We start from the raw sequence: 14,606 nt of genomic DNA, 5'->3' as shown, positions 1-14,606 counted from the left end.
CGTACGTTCTCATGAGCCAGCAGCCCCTTTCCGTGAACCGGCGGCGCGCCGCGGCGCGCCCGACCGCCACCTACCGACTCCAGCTGCGCCCGGAATTCCCCTTCGCGGCGGCGGCGGCCGCCGTGCCCCACCTCGCCGGGCTCGGGATCTCCCACCTCCACCTGTCCCCGGTCCTGGAGGCGGTGCCCGGGTCCTCGCACGGCTACGACGTGGTCGACCACACCCGGGTCCGTGGGGAGCTGGGCGGCGAGGACGGCCTGCGCGCGCTCGCCCGCACGGCCCGGGAGTACGGCCTCGGCCTGGTGCTGGACATCGTGCCGAACCACATGGCGGTACCGGCGCCCCTGCACCTCAACCATCCGCTGTGGCAGGTGCTGCGGGAGGGCCCCGGATCGCCGTACGCGCGCTGGTTCGACATCGACTGGGAGGTGAACGGCGGCCAGCTGCTGCTGCCGGTGCTGGGCGAGCCGCTGGATCCGGACGCCGTCCGGGTGGCGGACGGGCTGCTGTGCGTCGGGGACCACCGCTTCCCGCTGCGGGAGGGGACGCGCGACCTGGCGCCGCCCGCGCTGCTCGCGGCCCAGTGGTACCGGCCGGCGTACTGGCGCGAGGCCCGCACCGATCTGAACTACCGCCGCTTCTTCACCATCTCCGACCTGATCGGGGTCCGGGTGGAGGACCCCGGGGTGTTCGCCGCCACGCACGGCAAGCTCCTGGAGCTGGTGGCCGACGGAGTGGCCGAGGGGCTGCGGATCGACCACGTGGACGGGCTCGCGGACCCGGCCGGGTACCTGCGGCGGCTGCGGGAGGCGGTGGGGCCCGGGGTGTGGATCGTGGTGGAGAAGATCCTGGCCGACGGGGAACGGCTGCCGGACGACTGGCCGGTGGCGGGCACCACCGGCTACGACGCGCTGCGCCGGGTGGACGGGGTCCTGACCTCGGGCGCCGGGGCCGACGAGCTCGCCGCCCGCTACCGGCGCGCGACCGGCCTGCCCGGCTGGTCCGAGACGGCCGACGCCGCCACCCGCGAGGTGCTGACGGAGGATCTGGCGGCGGAGCTGGCGACCCTGGTGCGGCGGGCGGGGCCCGGCCTGGAGAGCGCCGTGCGGGAGCTCCTCGTCGCCTGCCCGGTCTACCGGACCTACCCGGGCCTGCCGGACCTGCCCGGGCTGGTCGATCCGCCGCAGTCGATGGCCGCCCCCGAGGCGGTGGCGGCGGTGCGCGCCCTGCTCGTGAGCGACGCGGGCTTCGCGGCCCGCTTCGCCCAGACCTCGGCCGCGCTGCGCGCCAAGTCCCTGGAGGACCGGGCGTTCTACCGCTACGCCCCGCTGCTGTCGGCGACCGAGGTGGGCGGCGATCCGGGCCGTCCGGCGCTCTCCCCGGAGGAGTTCCACGCCTACTGCGCCCACCTGGAGCGGGACTGGCCCGGCTCGGGCACCGTCCTGTCCACCCACGACACCAAACGCAGCGCGGACGTCCGGGCGCGCATCGCGGTGCTCTCGCAGCGCCCGGACCTGATGCCCCGCTTCGACGGGGTCGCGGACCCGCAGCAGGCATGGGTGGCCTTCCAGAGCGCCCTGGGCCTGGGCGAGGTGCCGGACCGGGCGGAGCGGCTCGCCGCGGCGCTGCTCAAGGGGGCCAGGGAGGCCGCCGTGCACACCGCCTGGACGGATCCGGACCCGGCGTACGAGGCCACCCTCGCCGGGTACGTGCCCGGCCCGGACGCCCTGCCGGACGTCTGCGCGGCCGCCGGGGACGGCATCCTCGCGATGACCGCGCTGCACCTGACCATGCCGGGCGTCCCGGAGGTCTACCAGGGCTGCGAGGACGAGTGCCGCGCCCTGGTGGACCCGGACAACCGCCGCCCGGTGGCCTTCCCCGGCCCGCCGCAGACCGGGACCGGCGAGGCGAAGCGCGCCCTGACGACCACGCTGCTGCGGCTGCGCCGGGCCCGCCCCGAGCTGTTCGCCGGCTACGCCCCGCTGGCGGCCGAGGGACCCGCGGCGGAGCACTGCCTGGCGTACACCCGTTCCCCCGACCTGCTGGTCGCGGTCACCCGGCTGCCGCACCTGCTCGACGTGGCGGGCGGCTGGCACGACACCCTGCTTCCCCTGCCCCCGGGCCGCTGGACCTCCGCCCTGACCTCCGACACCGACCCCCTGACCGGCCGCGTCCCCCTCAAGGCCCTCCTGTCGGCGACCCCGGTGGCGGTCCTGATCCGGGAGGGGTCCTAGGGCGTGTTTTAAAAGTCCCGCCTGGCCTGCGACGCCTGGCACCGCACCTCTCCCCCAGCTACCGCTGGGAGGTGCCCCCTGCGTTGTCGGGGCGCCCGAGTACTCCAGTACACGGGCGCCCCTCCGCCTTGCGATGCACGGCACCAGACGCCGCAGGCCCGCGCCCTCCGGGCGCCCGGCGCTACTTTTAAAACACGCCCTAGCCAGCCGCCGCGGTGGTAGGGGCGCACTTCGGGCGGGCAGAGCATCACCGTGACCCTCCTCCGAGACATGTGCTACCCCACGCCGCGGGAACTCGTCGCGGCCGCCCGCGCGCTGGCCGACGCGCACCCCGCCCTGGTCCGGCTCCGCCGCACCGGCACCTCCCGGGGCGGGCGGCCCCTGTGGCTGCTCTCCGTCCGGTCCCCCGCCGGGTCCGGGCCGGAGCGCGGACCGTCGCCGGACGCCCCCCGGCTCCCCCGCCGCAACGTCCTCGTCGTCGCCGGGGCCCACGCCAACGAACCTGTCGGCGGCCCGACCGCCCTCGCGCTCGCCCGCCGCGTCCTGGACGCGCCGGGCCTGCGCGCCGCCTGCGACTGGCACTTCCTGCTCTGCGCCGACCCGGACGGGGCGGCCCTGCACCGCACCCCGCACCCGCGTTCGATCCTCGAATACCACCGCAACTTCTTCCGGCCGCCCGGACCCGAGCAGCCCGAGTGGGCGCCGTCGTTACTGCCTCCGGACCGGCTGCCGCCCGAGACGCTGGCCCTGACCGCGCTGATCGACGAGCTGCGCCCGGTGCTCCAGGTGTCCCTGCACGCCACCGACCTCGGCGGCAGCTGGGTCCAGCTCACCCGGGACATACCGGGGCTCGCCGAGCCGTTCGCCCGGTCGGCCGCCGCCCTGCGGATCCCGGTGGAGACCGGGGCCTCGGACGCGGCGGGCTGGCCCTCCCCCGGCCCCGGCATCTTCGTGATGCCCCCGCCGGACACCGACGCCGCGGGGGCGTTCCACCCGGAGGACACCCGGCTCAGCACCTGGTACCACGCCCACACCTACGACGGGACGACCGCGATCGTCGAAGTCCCCATGTGGGCCAGTGACCTGGTGGACGATCCGGCTCCGCACCCCGACCCGCGGCGCGCCCTGCGGCTGCTGGCCCGGCGGCTCACCGAGGACGCCGATCAGGTGGCCCGGGTGCTCGCGGGGGCGCGCACCGCCCTGCCCTACGGGGATCCGGTGGCCGGGCCGCTGCTGCGGGCGGTGGAGTGGACCCTCGCGCTGATCCCGCGGATCGCCGAGCGGTGGTACGGCGGCTCCGCGCCCCCGGAGGCGACGGCCGCGTACATCGGGAGCATCGACGCCTTCGCGCGCCGCCTCACGCTGCGGGCCGCCGCCATGCTGCTGCGGGTGCTGCTGGCGACCGGGGACCCGGCGGCGGTCGCGCTGGACCGGCTGGTCACGGGCTGGTGCGACGCCTTCGCCGCCCGGTTCGAGGCCCGCTGGGTGCCGGTGGCCACCCAGGTCGAGCACCAGACCCGGACCGTGCTGGCGACGTACGAGCGCCTCCTGGCGGTCAGCCCCTGAGCCGGCCGGCCCCCGGAGCGGGCCACTCGTACCGGCGCTTCGGCGCGCCCGCCGCGCCGAGGCGGTCGTAGAAGCGGATGGCGCCCTCGTTCCACTCGGGCGTCTGCCACTGCACCTGGCCGAGGCCCTGCTCGGCCGCGAGCCGCGCGACGGCGGCCATCAGGGCGGCGCCGAGGCCGTGGCCGCGCGCGTCCGCGGCGAGGTAGAGGCAGTCCATGTGGAGGTGGTGCGCGGCGTCCCAGAAGGCGAACTCCCGCGAGCAGGCGGCGTATCCGACGGTGTTCCCCGCCGGGTCCTCGGCGACCAGCACCCACAGCCGGGGCGGGAGTCCGTCGGCGGGGAAGAGGAGCGGGCCGAGCCGCTCGGCCAGGCCGGGCGGCCGGGGCGCGGCGCGTTCGTAGGCGACGTGCTCGTGGATGAGTTCGACCACGCGCGGAAGGTCGTCGGGGCGGGCCGGGCGCACCGCCGGCCGGTGATCCATGGGGTCCATGAGACCATCCTGCGCGCCCGGCCTCAGCGCGCCGCCCGCGGGGTCCGGCGCCGGGATGCGGCCTACGGGCGGCGGACCTCGAACTGGAAGCAGCCGTACTCCACGGCCCGTACGTGCACCAGCGCCACCTCCGGCGCGTCGAACGCCTCGCCGAGGACCCGGTCGAACCCGGCCTCGGCGTCGTCCGGCACCTCGAACAGGCGGCCGCCGACGATGTGCCCGCGGGCGTCGTACCGGCGGACGGTGCGCAGTGCCCCCGGGCGGGCGAACGGGTAGCCGCCCGCCGCGCGCGGCGCTCCGCAGGCGTCGGCGTGGATGAACACCGGCCCCGCTTCGTCGTAGGCGCCGGGTTCGGCCCCGGTCTGCGCCGCCCAGCGGCGCAGCGGCGCGTAGGAGACGAGGGCGACCCGGTCGCCCGGCTCGACCGGCCGCAGGCAGCAGCGCAGCGGGCTGCCGACGCACGCGAGGGGCACCCCGTCCTCGCGGGCGGTGTACGGCCGCACCGGCCGGCCGCAGTCGTCGGCGGTCCGCAGTTCCCGGAGGGCGGCGGGAGGGATGGGAAGGGGGAGGTAGGCGGTCATGGGCCCAGTGTCGGCGGCCGTCCCGGGCCCCCGCTGGCGGAAATCCGACGTCTCGTTCGGCGGCGGCAAGGAGCGGCAGGGGCGGGCTAGTTGGCGGACAGCCGGTAGACCATGTTGCCGAAGCCGACCTGGTCGCCGGCGCGGACGACGGCCGCGCCGGTGACCCGCTGGCCGTTGACGGTGGTGCCGTTGGTGGAGCCGAGGTCCCGCAGCACCCACAGGCCGTCGCGCAGGCTCAGTTCGGCGTGGTGGCGGGAGACCGTCTCGTGGACGAGCCGCAGCCCGCTGCCGGGGTCCCGGCCGATGGTCAGCGCGTACCCGCCCGCGCGGTGCGGAGGGAGCATCAGCTTCGGCAGCTTCTCCGCGGCCCAGGCGCGCCGGATCCCGGCGCTGACCGCGGAGGCCCGGCCGACCCAGCCGAACAACCGCTGCGTCAGGGGGCTTTCGGATCCGCCGCGGCGCCGCACGTCGAGGTCCGCGGTCAGGACGGCCAGGTCTTCGGACCGGCGCGCGACCAGCGCGAGTTCCATCCGGCGCACGAAGGTGTCGTGCGAGAGCCGGCCGTCGGCCGCGCCGTCCCGCAGCCGGCCGAGGGCACGGTCGCGTTCGGCGTCGGAGACCCGCGGCGCCGGGTAGGCGGAGAACTCGAAACTGGACGTCACAGGGTGATTGTCGGCCCGTCGTGCGCCAAGTGTCCAGAACACCCGCGTCCGGCCCGCGATGATGGGCAGGGTCGAGACGCCGTCGTGGCACGCACACCGGGTGCCGCACGAGACGAGGGGACCCTCCATGCAGTTCGAGGTGTGGGCACCGCAGGCAGGGCAGGTGGGTCTGCGGCTGAACGACGGCACGCGGGACATGGCGCCCGATCCGGAGCGGGACGGCTGGTGGGTGGCGGCGGCCCCCGCCGCCGCCGGTGACCGGTACGGGTTCCTGCTGGACACCGACGCCCCGGACGGGGACCGGCCGCGCGTACGGCCCGACCCCCGCGGCCGGCGGCTCCCCGACGGCCCGGACGGGCTGTCGGCGGTGGTGGACTTCGAGGCGCTGTTCCCCGGCGCGCCGGCCCCCGCGCCCGGCATCCCGCTCCAGGACGCCGTCCTCTACGAGCTGCACGTCGGCACCTTCACCCCCGAAGGCACCTTCGACGCGGCCGCCACCCGGCTGCCCCACCTCGTGGCCCTCGGCATCACGCACGTCGAGCTGATGCCCGTCTGCTCCTTCCCCGGACGGCACGGCTGGGGCTACGACGGGGTCGCGCCCTGGTCCGTGCACGAACCGTACGGCGGCCCGGCCGGGCTCGCCCGGTTCGTGGAGGCGGCGCACACGGCCGGGCTCGGGGTGGTGCTGGACGTGGTGCACAACCACCTCGGCCCCTCGGGCAACCACCTCCCCGCCTTCGGCCCGTACTTCACCGACACGCACCAGACGCCGTGGGGTGCGGCGGTCAACCTGGACGCGCCCGGCTCCGACGAGGTCCGCGCGTACCTGCTGGACAGTGCGCTCGGCTGGCTGCGGGACTACCGGATCGACGGGCTCCGGCTGGACGCGGTGCACGCGCTGGCCGACGGCCGGGCGCTGACCTTCCTGGAGGAACTGGCCGCGGCCGTCGACGCGTTCGCCGCCGACAGCGGACGGCCGGTGTTCCTGATCGCCGAATCGGACCAGTGCGACCCGCGGACCACGACCCCGCGCGCGGCCGGCGGCCTGGGTCTGACCGCGCAGTGGAACGACGACTTCCACCACGCCCTGCACTGCGCGCTGACCGGCGAATCGCAGGGCTACTACGCCGACTTCGCCCGCGCCCCGCTCGACGCCCTCGCCAAGACCATGACCCGGGCGTTCTTCCACGACGGCACCTGGTCCTCCTTCCGGGGCCGCACCCACGGCCGTCCCGTGGACCGGCGCCGCACCCCCGCACACCGCTTCCTCGGCTACACCCAGACCCACGACCAGATCGGCAACCGCGCGCTGGGCGACCGGCTCTCCGCGTCGCTCTCCCCGGGGCTGCTGGCCTGCGCCGCGGCCCTGGCGCTGACGGGGCCCTTCGTGCCGATGCTCTTCATGGGCGAGGAGTGGGGGGCGCGGACCCCCTGGCAGTACTTCACCGACCACCCGGACCCGGAGCTGGCACAGGCGGTGCGCTCCGGGCGCCGCCGGGAGTTCGCGGCGCACGGCTGGAAGGCGGAGGAGATCCCCGATCCGCAGGACCCGGCGACCCGCGCGCGGTCCTGCCTGGACTGGGCCGAAGCCGAGGTGCCGGGGACGCCGGGGGCCGCCGCGGAGACCGGCGCGGAGGGCGGCTCCGCCCACGTCCGGCTGCTGGAGTGGTACCGGCGGCTGATCACGCTCCGCCGGACCCTGCCCGACCTGCGGGACCCGGATCTCGCGGCGGTCCGGGTGGCCTGCGACGAGGAGCGGCGCTGGCTGACCTTCCGGCGCGGTGACGTCCGGGTCGCGGTCAACCTGGCCGCCGAGCCGGTGACGATCGCGCTGGGCCGCAACGGCGTGCGGGTGCTGGCCGCGTGGGAGCCGCTGGAGCACCCCGGTCCGGACGGCCGCCTCCACCTCGCGGGCGAGTCGGCGGCCGTCCTGGGTCCGTGAGGACCGGCCGGGCGGGCGGGCGCGGCTACTCGACGACGGCCAGTTCGTGCGGGGCGTTGTTGAAGCTGCGCCCGCCGTCCTCGGTGACCGTGACGATGTCCTCGATCCGGACGCCGAAGCGCCCCGGCAGGTAGATGCCGGGCTCGACGGAGAAGCACATGCCGGGGACGAGGGGGCGCTCCTCGCCCTCGATCATGTAGGGCGGCTCGTGCGTGGTGACGCCGATGCCGTGGCCGGTGCGGTGGATGAACCGCTCGCCGTAACCGAACTCGGTGATCACGGCGCGGGCCGCCCGGTCCACGTCCTGGCAGGCGATGCCCGGCCGGACCGCCGCCACGGCGGTCCGCTGGGCCTCGCGGACGACGTCGTGGACGCGCTGCTCCTCGGCGGTCGGTTCGCCGACGTGGACGGTGCGGGAGATGTCGGAGCCGTAGCCGTGCTTGAGGCCGCCGAAGTCCAGGACCACCATGTCACCGTGGGTGATGATCCGCTCGCCCGCCTCGTGGTGCGGGTTGGCGCCGTTGGGTCCGGAGCCGACCACCGTGAAGTCCACCTGGGAGTGTCCGTACTCGCGCAGCAGGGCGGCCAGGTCGGCGGCGACCTCGGTCTCGGCGCGACCGGCGAAGCGCACTCCCAGGATCCGGGCGTACGCGGCGTCGGCGGCGGCCCCCGCCGCCTCCAGCCGGGCCAGCTCGCGGGCGTCCTTGACCGCGCGGAGCATGGGCAGCGCGTCGGTGAGCGAGACGTAGGACGTGGTGGGCAACTCCCGCTGGAGGCCCAGCAGGTGGAGCGCCCAGGTGTTGTCGCTGACCCCGAAGCGGCCGGACGCGTCCAGCAGCGGGGCGGTGGCGCCGTAGGGGTCCTTGCCGTCGGTCCAGTCGCGCAGGGTGAGCGCGCCCGCACCCGGCGCCGCGGCCGCGTCGGGAGCCTCCAGGGTGGGCACGACGAGCACCGGGTCCCGTCCTGCGGCCAGCACGAGCAGGGTCAGCCGCTCGGTGTCCACGGGCCGGTACCCGGTCAGGTGGGCGAGGTCGGGCCCCGGGGAGATCAGCAGACCGGCCAGCCCGGCGTCGGCGGCGCTCTGCGCGGCGGCGGCCATCCGGGCGGCGTAGTCGGCGGCGGTGAAGGGCTCGGGGGCGGTGTCGGGTGCGGTACCCGGTGCGGTGTCGAAGGCCATGGGGCGATCCTGCCGTGCGCCCCGCGGCGAGCGCGACGGCCGCGCCGGTCGGATCCGGGGGCGCGGGCGGCCCGCTTAATGGTGTCGCGGGGCGGCCCCCCTGATCGGCTATGCTGTGCATGCACATCGAACGGGTGGTTCCGCCGCCCTTCGTGGTGGGTGTAGCTCAGTTGGTAGAGCACCTGGTTGTGGTCCAGGTGGCCGCGGGTTCAAGTCCCGTCACTCACCCTGATCCCGTGGGGGGTACGAGGTTTTCCTCGTACCCCCCACGGGTTTTTCGCGCGCCGCGCACGGGGCGTCAGGACCTCAGGAAGGCCTCGGTCTCCGTCACGAAGGCGACCGGTGTCTCCTGCGCCGGGTAGTGGCCGGAACCGGGCAGTACGTGGACGCGGCAGTGCGGATACCAGGCCTGCCAGGTGGACCGCATCAGGTCGGCGGTGAGCGCGAGGTCGTACGCCCCGACGAGGGCCAGCACCGGGACGGTGTTCCCCTTGACCGCGGCGGACAGGTCGAGCGTCTGCCAGTCGGCGAAGTACGCGGCGAAGGCCTCGGGGCGGGAAGCCTCCAGAGAGTGGCGCACCATGCCGTCCAGCCAGTGACGGCTCGCGCGGTTGCCGGTGACCAGGTCCAGGATGATCCGGCGCTTGCCGGGGTCCTCGGCGGCGCCGCGGAAGAGCGCGTGGGTGGCCTCGTCCATCGCGTAGGGCCCGGCGGGCACCGGGGCGACGCCGACCAGCTTCTCGATCCGCCCCGGAGCCCGGACCAGCACCTGCTGGGCGGCCTTGGCGCCCATGGAGTGCCCGATCAGGGAGAAGGTGTCCCAGCCCAGCTCGTCGGCGAGGGCCAGCACGTCGTCGGCGATCTCGCGGACGGTGTAGCGGCCGGGTACCTCCTTGCGGTCGCCGTAGCCCCGGTAGTCGGGGAAGGCGTACGAGAACGCCCCGGGGTCGAGGGCGTCGAGGGCCGACCCCCAGTGCGCGCAGGTCCCGAACCAGTCGTGCAGCACGATGACGCGGACGGGACCGGTACCGATCCTGCGGTGGGCGATGGCCATGCGTTCTCCCTCGGTGACGGGAACGGGGGCGGTGCGGGTGACGGACTCCGCCGCCGTACGTTCTGCCCGGCCGGCCCCCCGTCACACCACGCCCCCGGCCCGGCCGTGCGCGGCGCGCGCGGGGACGGCCGGGGGCGGCGGGGACCGCGTCAGGCGGTCCTGATCGCCGGGTCGGAGACGCCCGGGGCGCCCGTCTCCACGTGGCCTGCGAAGCGGCGCAGGAAGCCGGCGTCCGCGTCGGAGACGACCCTGACGTCGTACCAGCGGCCGGTGGCCTGGAGGTTCACGGTGTGCGCGACCGTGGCCCCGGCGAGCACCTTGAAGGTCTGGGCGGCGCCGCCGTAGGCGTTGGTCACCGTGAGGCTGACGGCGGTGGTGCCCGCGTTGGTCATGGACAGCTCCAGGTTGCCGGAGGCCGCGACGTGACGCGCGCTCACCTCGGGCCCGGCCTTCTTCGCGGGTCCCCTGAAGGTGCGCAGGAAGCCGTTGGGTCCCCAGACCGTGAGGTCGATCCGGTTGCCGGTGGAGCTGCTGGTGCTCCAGGTGTCGGAGAGCGTGCGGCCCGCCTCGACGGTGTAGGGCCAGGGGCCGTCCGTCCGGTTGCCCGAGGTGCTGTGGAAGTGGGCGCCCAGCGCCGGTCCACTGGCGAAGGTGAGGGTGAACTGGCCGGTGGAGACGGTGGCCCGGCCGTCCACGTACGGGGCGTAGCCGAGCGCGCGGGTGGGTTTGGCGCCCGGCTCCTGCACCGGCAGGGCGCCGGTGGCCGGCGGGACCGGGTGGTAGGAGGCGTGCGTGTTGTGGTCCCGCGGCAGGTAGCCCGCGGTGGACGGCAGCGCGGCGGGCACGGCGTCGGCCCGGGTGAAGTCGAAGGCCGCGGTCAGGTCACCGCAGACGGCGCGGCGCCAGGGCGAGATGTTGGGCTCCTGGACGCCGAAGCGCTTCTCGATGAAGCGGATCACCGAGGTGTGGTCGAAGGTCTCGGAGCAGACGTAGCCGCCCTTGCTCCAGGGCGAGACCACGATCATCGGCACGCGCGGGCCGAGCCCGTAGGGGCCGGCGGCGTAGCCGGTGACCCCGCCGGTGTAGAGGTCCCGGCTGACGTCGGCGGTGGACAGGCCCCAGGCCGAGGAGGCCGGCGGGTACGGCGGGACGACGTGGTCGAAGAAGCCGTCGTTCTCGTCGTAGGTGATGAAGAGGGCCGTCTTCGCCCATACGTCCGGGTTCGAGGTCAGCGCGTCGAGGACCTGGGAGATGTACCAGGCGCCGAAGTTGGCGGGCCAGTTCGGGTGCTCGCTGAAGGCCTCGGGGGCGGCTATCCAGGAGACCTTCGGCAGGACGCCGTTCCTGACGTCGGCGCGCAGCCGGTCGAAGTAGCCCTCGCCCGCCTTGGCGTTCGTACCGGTACGGGCCTTCTCGTACAGCGGGCTGCCGGGCTGGGCGGTGCGGTAGGAGGTGAAGTACAGCAGGGAGTTGTCGCCGTAGTTGCCGCGGAAGGCGTCGCCGGTCCAGCCCCAGCCGCCCGCGGCGTTCAGCCCGTCGCCCACGTCCTGGTAGACCTTCCAGGAGACCCCGGCCGCTTCGAGCCGCTCGGGGTAGGTCTTCCAGCCGTACCCCGCCTCCTGGTTGCCGAGGACCGGGCCGCCGCCGGTGCCGTCGTTGCCGGTGTGGCCGGAGAAGAGGTAGTAGCGGTTGGGGTCGGTGGCTCCGATGAAGGAGCAGTGGTAGGCGTCGCAGACGGTGAAGGCGTCGGCGAGGGCGTAGTGGAACGGGATGTCGTTCCGGTTCATGTACGCCATGGTCGTGGCGGTCTTCGCCGGGACCCACTTGTCGTACTTGCCGTTGTTGTGGGCCTGGTGGCCGCCGGCCCAGTCGTGGTTGAGCCCCTCGACGAACTGCATGCCCAGGTCGGCGGCGGTGGGGTGGAACGGCAGGATGTCCTTGGTGCCGTTGGACTGCTGGAAGACGGACTTGCCGTTGTCCTGGAGGACCGGGCGCGGGTCGCCGAAGCCGCGGACCCCCTTCATCGTGCCGAAGTACTGATCGAAGGAACGATTCTCCTGCATCAGTACGACGATGTGCTCGACGTCCTGGAGGGTGCCGGTCGTGCCCTGCGCGGGGATGGCGGCGGCGCGGGCGATGCTCTCCGAGAGCAGCGAGGCGGCGGCGGCGCCGCCCGTGATCCGGAGGAACCGGCGGCGGTCGAGTTCTGCCATGGCGTGAGGACCTCTGGGGGTGAGGAGGGGTGCTGCGGGGCGCTGAGGGGCGACCCAAGGACAACGTGCCCGTCCCACCTTCAGGAAACTCCTTCGTGACGCGCCGCCGTACAGTCGGCCAACGCCGGTCCCCGGCGCGGGACATGGCTCGGGCGCGGCGCGGGACATGGCTCGGGCGCGGGGGATACCGCGCGGCACGCGAAAACGCCGGGGCCCGCTGTCGGTCGACAGCGGGCCCCGGCGGTGTCCGGACGGCGTCCGGGCCTCCCGGCCCGGCTCTCCTCGTCCACTCCCCTTCGGGCTACCCCTCTTCGGGGGCCAGGCGCAGGGAGATGGAGTTGATGCAGTAACGCTGGTCGGTCGGGGTCGGGTAGCCCTCGCCCTCGAAGACGTGTCCGAGGTGCGAGCCGCACTTCGCGCAGCGGACCTCGGTGCGGACCATGCCGTGCGTGGTGTCCGCGATCAGCTCGACCGCTTCGGAGTCCTTCGGGTCGAAGAAGGACGGCCAGCCGCAGTGCGACGCGAACTTCTCCGTGGACCGGAACAGCTCGGAGCCGCAGGCCCGGCAGGAGTAGACGCCGGGCGTGGTGGTGTCCGTGTACTCACCGCGGAAGGCGGGCTCGGTGCCGGCCAGCCGCAGCACCTGGTACTCCGACGGGGTCAGCTCCGCCTGCCACTGCTCGTCGGGCTTCTCGATCTCGTACGCCATCGCGCCTCTCCCCTTAGTTCGCCAGCCGGGCCAGGATGGCCGGACCGAGGTCGGTCACGTCACCCGCCCCCATGGTGAGAACGAGGTCGCCCGGCTTCGCCATTCCCGCGATGACGTCCGCGACGGCGTTCTTGTCGTGCTCGGCGCTGACATCGGCGCCCGCGGCGCGCGCCGCGGCGATGATGATCTCGCTGGTGACCCCGGGGACCGGGTCCTCGCGGGCCGGGTAGATGTCGAGGACCACGGAGGCGTCGGCGAGCGCGAGGGCCTGCCCCATCTCCCGGCCCAGCTCCTGGGTGCGGGAGAAGAGGTGCGGCTGGAAGACGACCAGGATCCGGGCGTCCCCGGCGGCGCCGCGGATGGCCTCCAGGTCGGCGGTCATCTCGGTGGGGTGGTGCGCGTAGGAGTCGATGACCTGCACGCCCGCAGCCTCACCCTTGAGCTGGAGGCGGCGGTTGACGCCGGTGTACTTGCCGAGTGCGGAGGCCAGGTTGTGCGCCGGGATGCCGAGGGCCACGCCCGCGGCGAGGGCGGCGACCGCGTTGAGCGCGTAGTGGCGGCCGGGCACCGAGACGGTGAAGGTGAGCAGCTTGCCGCCGATGAGGACGGTGACCTCGCCGGCCAGCCCGCGCGGGGTGATCTTCAGGACGCGGACGTCGGCGGTCTCGGTCTCGCCGTAGGTGACGACGTTGACGGAGGACAGGTCGCGGACCCGGCGGGTCAGCTCGACGGCGCCCTCCTGGTCGGCCGAGACGACCAGGGTGCCGCCGGGGACGATCCTGCCGACGAAGGTCTCGAAGGAGTCGTGGATCTCCTCCATCGAGGCGTAGTTCGCGTGGTGGTCGAGCTCGCTGTTGAGGACGATGGCGACCTGGGGCGCGTACTTGTGGAAGCTGCGGTCGCTCTCGTCCGCCTCGGCGACGAAGATGTCGCCCTCGCCGTGGTGGGCGTTGGAGCCGGGGACGTCCAGGTCGCCGCCGATGGCGTAGGAGGGGTCCAGGCCGAGCGCCGAGAGGGAGACCGCCAGCATCGAGGTGGTGGTGGTCTTGCCGTGCGTACCGGCGACCGCGATCGGGCGCAGGCCGTCCATCAGCGCGGCGAGCGCGTCGGAGCGGTGCACGACCGGGACGCCCAGCTCGGCGGCGCGGGCCAGCTCCGGGTTGTCGGCGCGGATGGCGCTGGAGACGACCACGCAGGTCGCGTCGTCGGCGAGGTGCCCGGCGGCGTGTCCGAGGTGGACGGTGGCGCCGTGGGCGCGCAGCGCGGCGGCGGTCTCGGAGTCACGGGCGTCGCTTCCGGCGACCCGCGCACCGCGCTGGGCCAGGATCTTCGCGATGCCGGACATTCCGGCGCCGCCGATGCCGATGAAGTGGGGCCGTTCCATGGCGGTCGGCAGGCCGGGCGTCATACAGGTCGCTCCTGATGGTCAAACGTGACGGTGTGCGTGGCGCCCAGCCTATTCGTTGTGGGCGAAGAGTTTGAGCACCGGAACCCCGACCTTGTGCCGCGCCCGGGAGGCCCAGTCCCGGTGGAAGAACTCCTCCACGAAGTGCGGGGCGGTCAGGACGATCACTTCGTCGGCTCCCGTCTCCGCCACGACGGCCTTCAGTTTGTCGAGCGGGTGGTCCTCGATCACCTGTCCGACGGCCTTGGCGCCCTTGGCCCGCAGGGCCGCCAGCGAGAGGGCCAGGGCCTGCTCGGCGGGGCCGCGGGCGGCGTCGCCCTCGGGTTCCTCCCCCTCGCGCAGGGCCTCGGGCAGCTCGCCGAGCGCGACGTCGTCGATGGCGCGCAGCAGCCGGTCCTGGTCGCCCCGCGGCTGCATCAGGACGAAGAAGGAGACCGGGTCGTCCCCGTGCAGGCTGGTGACGAAGTCCACGTCTACGGGTGTCAGAGGCTGCTCGATCATCAAAACGCTCGTGAACACGGACGTCCTCTCCTTCATCGGCCGTGGCCGGCCCCTGCGGAAACCATCCTGCCC

12 protein-coding genes and 1 tRNA gene are annotated in these 14,606 nt (G+C 74.4%); 4 read left to right on the top strand and 9 right to left on the bottom strand.

The features are described 5' to 3' along the window. Positions 1–11 precede the first annotated feature (11 nt). Positions 12–2,234, top strand: coding sequence for a malto-oligosyltrehalose synthase (gene treY, locus AC0693_RS21100; RefSeq protein ID WP_478802534.1), 2,223 nt, complete (start codon positions 12–14; stop codon positions 2,232–2,234). Positions 2,235–2,486: 252 nt separating this feature from the next. Then, complete coding sequence (locus AC0693_RS21095; RefSeq protein ID WP_478802533.1) at positions 2,487–3,800, top strand: M14 family zinc carboxypeptidase; 1,314 nt, start codon at positions 2,487–2,489, stop codon at positions 3,798–3,800. Here the strand turns inward: AC0693_RS21095 and AC0693_RS21090 are convergent. From AC0693_RS21090 to AC0693_RS21080, 3 genes are all read right to left on the bottom strand, one after another. After that, the gene (locus AC0693_RS21090) at positions 3,790–4,290 is read right to left on the bottom strand and encodes an N-acetyltransferase family protein (protein WP_478802532.1); all 501 of its coding nucleotides are present in this window, start codon (positions 4,288–4,290) and stop codon (positions 3,790–3,792) included. The genes AC0693_RS21095 and AC0693_RS21090 overlap by 11 nt on opposite strands. Positions 4,291–4,352: 62 nt before the next feature. Next, positions 4,353–4,871: a DUF1203 domain-containing protein gene (locus tag AC0693_RS21085; protein WP_478802531.1), complete on the bottom strand. Its 519-nt coding sequence runs from the start codon at positions 4,869–4,871 to the stop codon at positions 4,353–4,355. A gap of 86 nt (positions 4,872–4,957) precedes the next feature. After that, a complete protein-coding gene (locus AC0693_RS21080; RefSeq protein ID WP_356405502.1) occupies positions 4,958–5,533 on the bottom strand; it encodes a DUF1707 and FHA domain-containing protein in 576 nt (191 codons plus the stop codon). A gap of 127 nt (positions 5,534–5,660) precedes the next feature. On the opposite strand from AC0693_RS21080, the gene treZ reads away from it, so the two are divergent. After that, positions 5,661–7,475 carry a malto-oligosyltrehalose trehalohydrolase gene (treZ, locus tag AC0693_RS21075; protein WP_478802530.1) on the top strand — a complete coding sequence of 605 codons (1,815 nt, stop codon included), beginning with the start codon at positions 5,661–5,663 and terminating at the stop codon, positions 7,473–7,475. A gap of 25 nt (positions 7,476–7,500) precedes the next feature. Here treZ and AC0693_RS21070 read toward each other — a convergent pair whose 3' ends face one another. Continuing rightward, positions 7,501–8,652 (bottom strand): aminopeptidase P family protein, encoded by a 1,152-nt coding sequence (locus tag AC0693_RS21070; protein ID WP_356405499.1) that lies wholly within the window; start codon positions 8,650–8,652, stop codon positions 7,501–7,503. Between the two features lie 155 nt (positions 8,653–8,807). Here AC0693_RS21070 and AC0693_RS21065 point away from each other — a divergent pair. Further along, positions 8,808–8,880, top strand: a tRNA-His gene (locus AC0693_RS21065). Between the two features lie 70 nt (positions 8,881–8,950). Here AC0693_RS21065 and AC0693_RS21060 read toward each other — a convergent pair. The 5 genes from AC0693_RS21060 to AC0693_RS21040 form a co-directional block, all read right to left on the bottom strand. After that, positions 8,951–9,706, bottom strand: a complete 756-nt coding sequence (locus AC0693_RS21060) for an alpha/beta fold hydrolase (protein ID WP_478802529.1) — start codon at positions 9,704–9,706, stop codon at positions 8,951–8,953. A gap of 149 nt (positions 9,707–9,855) precedes the next feature. Further along, positions 9,856–11,919: a phosphocholine-specific phospholipase C gene (locus tag AC0693_RS21055; protein ID WP_478802528.1), complete on the bottom strand. Its 2,064-nt coding sequence runs from the start codon at positions 11,917–11,919 to the stop codon at positions 9,856–9,858. Between the two features lie 301 nt (positions 11,920–12,220). Continuing rightward, the gene (msrB, locus tag AC0693_RS21050; protein WP_356405493.1) at positions 12,221–12,628 is read right to left on the bottom strand and encodes a peptide-methionine (R)-S-oxide reductase MsrB; all 408 of its coding nucleotides are present in this window, start codon (positions 12,626–12,628) and stop codon (positions 12,221–12,223) included. A gap of 13 nt (positions 12,629–12,641) precedes the next feature. Then, positions 12,642–14,036: a UDP-N-acetylmuramate--L-alanine ligase gene (murC, locus tag AC0693_RS21045; RefSeq protein ID WP_356405491.1), complete on the bottom strand. Its 1,395-nt coding sequence runs from the start codon at positions 14,034–14,036 to the stop codon at positions 12,642–12,644. A gap of 48 nt (positions 14,037–14,084) precedes the next feature. Continuing rightward, the gene (locus AC0693_RS21040; RefSeq protein ID WP_356405489.1) at positions 14,085–14,552 is read right to left on the bottom strand and encodes an indole-3-glycerol phosphate synthase; all 468 of its coding nucleotides are present in this window, start codon (positions 14,550–14,552) and stop codon (positions 14,085–14,087) included. Positions 14,553–14,606: the final 54 nt, after the last annotated feature.

It is taken from the genome of Streptomyces sp. NPDC043876, assembly GCF_056435825.1.
The sequence above is the reverse complement of the archived record's forward strand: the minus strand, read 5'-3'. Positions and strand labels throughout refer to the sequence as shown.

Excerpts from the sequence above, each read along its gene's own strand:
- AC0693_RS21090 (WP_478802532.1), bottom strand. The coding sequence starts at position 4,290 with ATGGACCCCATGGATCACCGGCCGGCGGTGCGCCCGGCCCGCCCCGAC.
- msrB (WP_356405493.1), bottom strand. The coding sequence starts at position 12,628 with ATGGCGTACGAGATCGAGAAGCCCGACGAGCAGTGGCAGGCGGAGCTG.
- AC0693_RS21070 (WP_356405499.1), bottom strand. The coding sequence starts at position 8,652 with ATGGCCTTCGACACCGCACCGGGTACCGCACCCGACACCGCCCCCGAG.
- murC (WP_356405491.1), bottom strand. The coding sequence starts at position 14,036 with ATGACGCCCGGCCTGCCGACCGCCATGGAACGGCCCCACTTCATCGGC.
- AC0693_RS21055 (WP_478802528.1), bottom strand. The coding sequence starts at position 11,919 with ATGGCAGAACTCGACCGCCGCCGGTTCCTCCGGATCACGGGCGGCGCC.
- AC0693_RS21085 (WP_478802531.1), bottom strand. The coding sequence starts at position 4,871 with ATGACCGCCTACCTCCCCCTTCCCATCCCTCCCGCCGCCCTCCGGGAA.
- treZ (WP_478802530.1), top strand. The coding sequence starts at position 5,661 with ATGCAGTTCGAGGTGTGGGCACCGCAGGCAGGGCAGGTGGGTCTGCGG.
- AC0693_RS21060 (WP_478802529.1), bottom strand. The coding sequence starts at position 9,706 with ATGGCCATCGCCCACCGCAGGATCGGTACCGGTCCCGTCCGCGTCATC.
- treY (WP_478802534.1), top strand. The coding sequence starts at position 12 with ATGAGCCAGCAGCCCCTTTCCGTGAACCGGCGGCGCGCCGCGGCGCGC.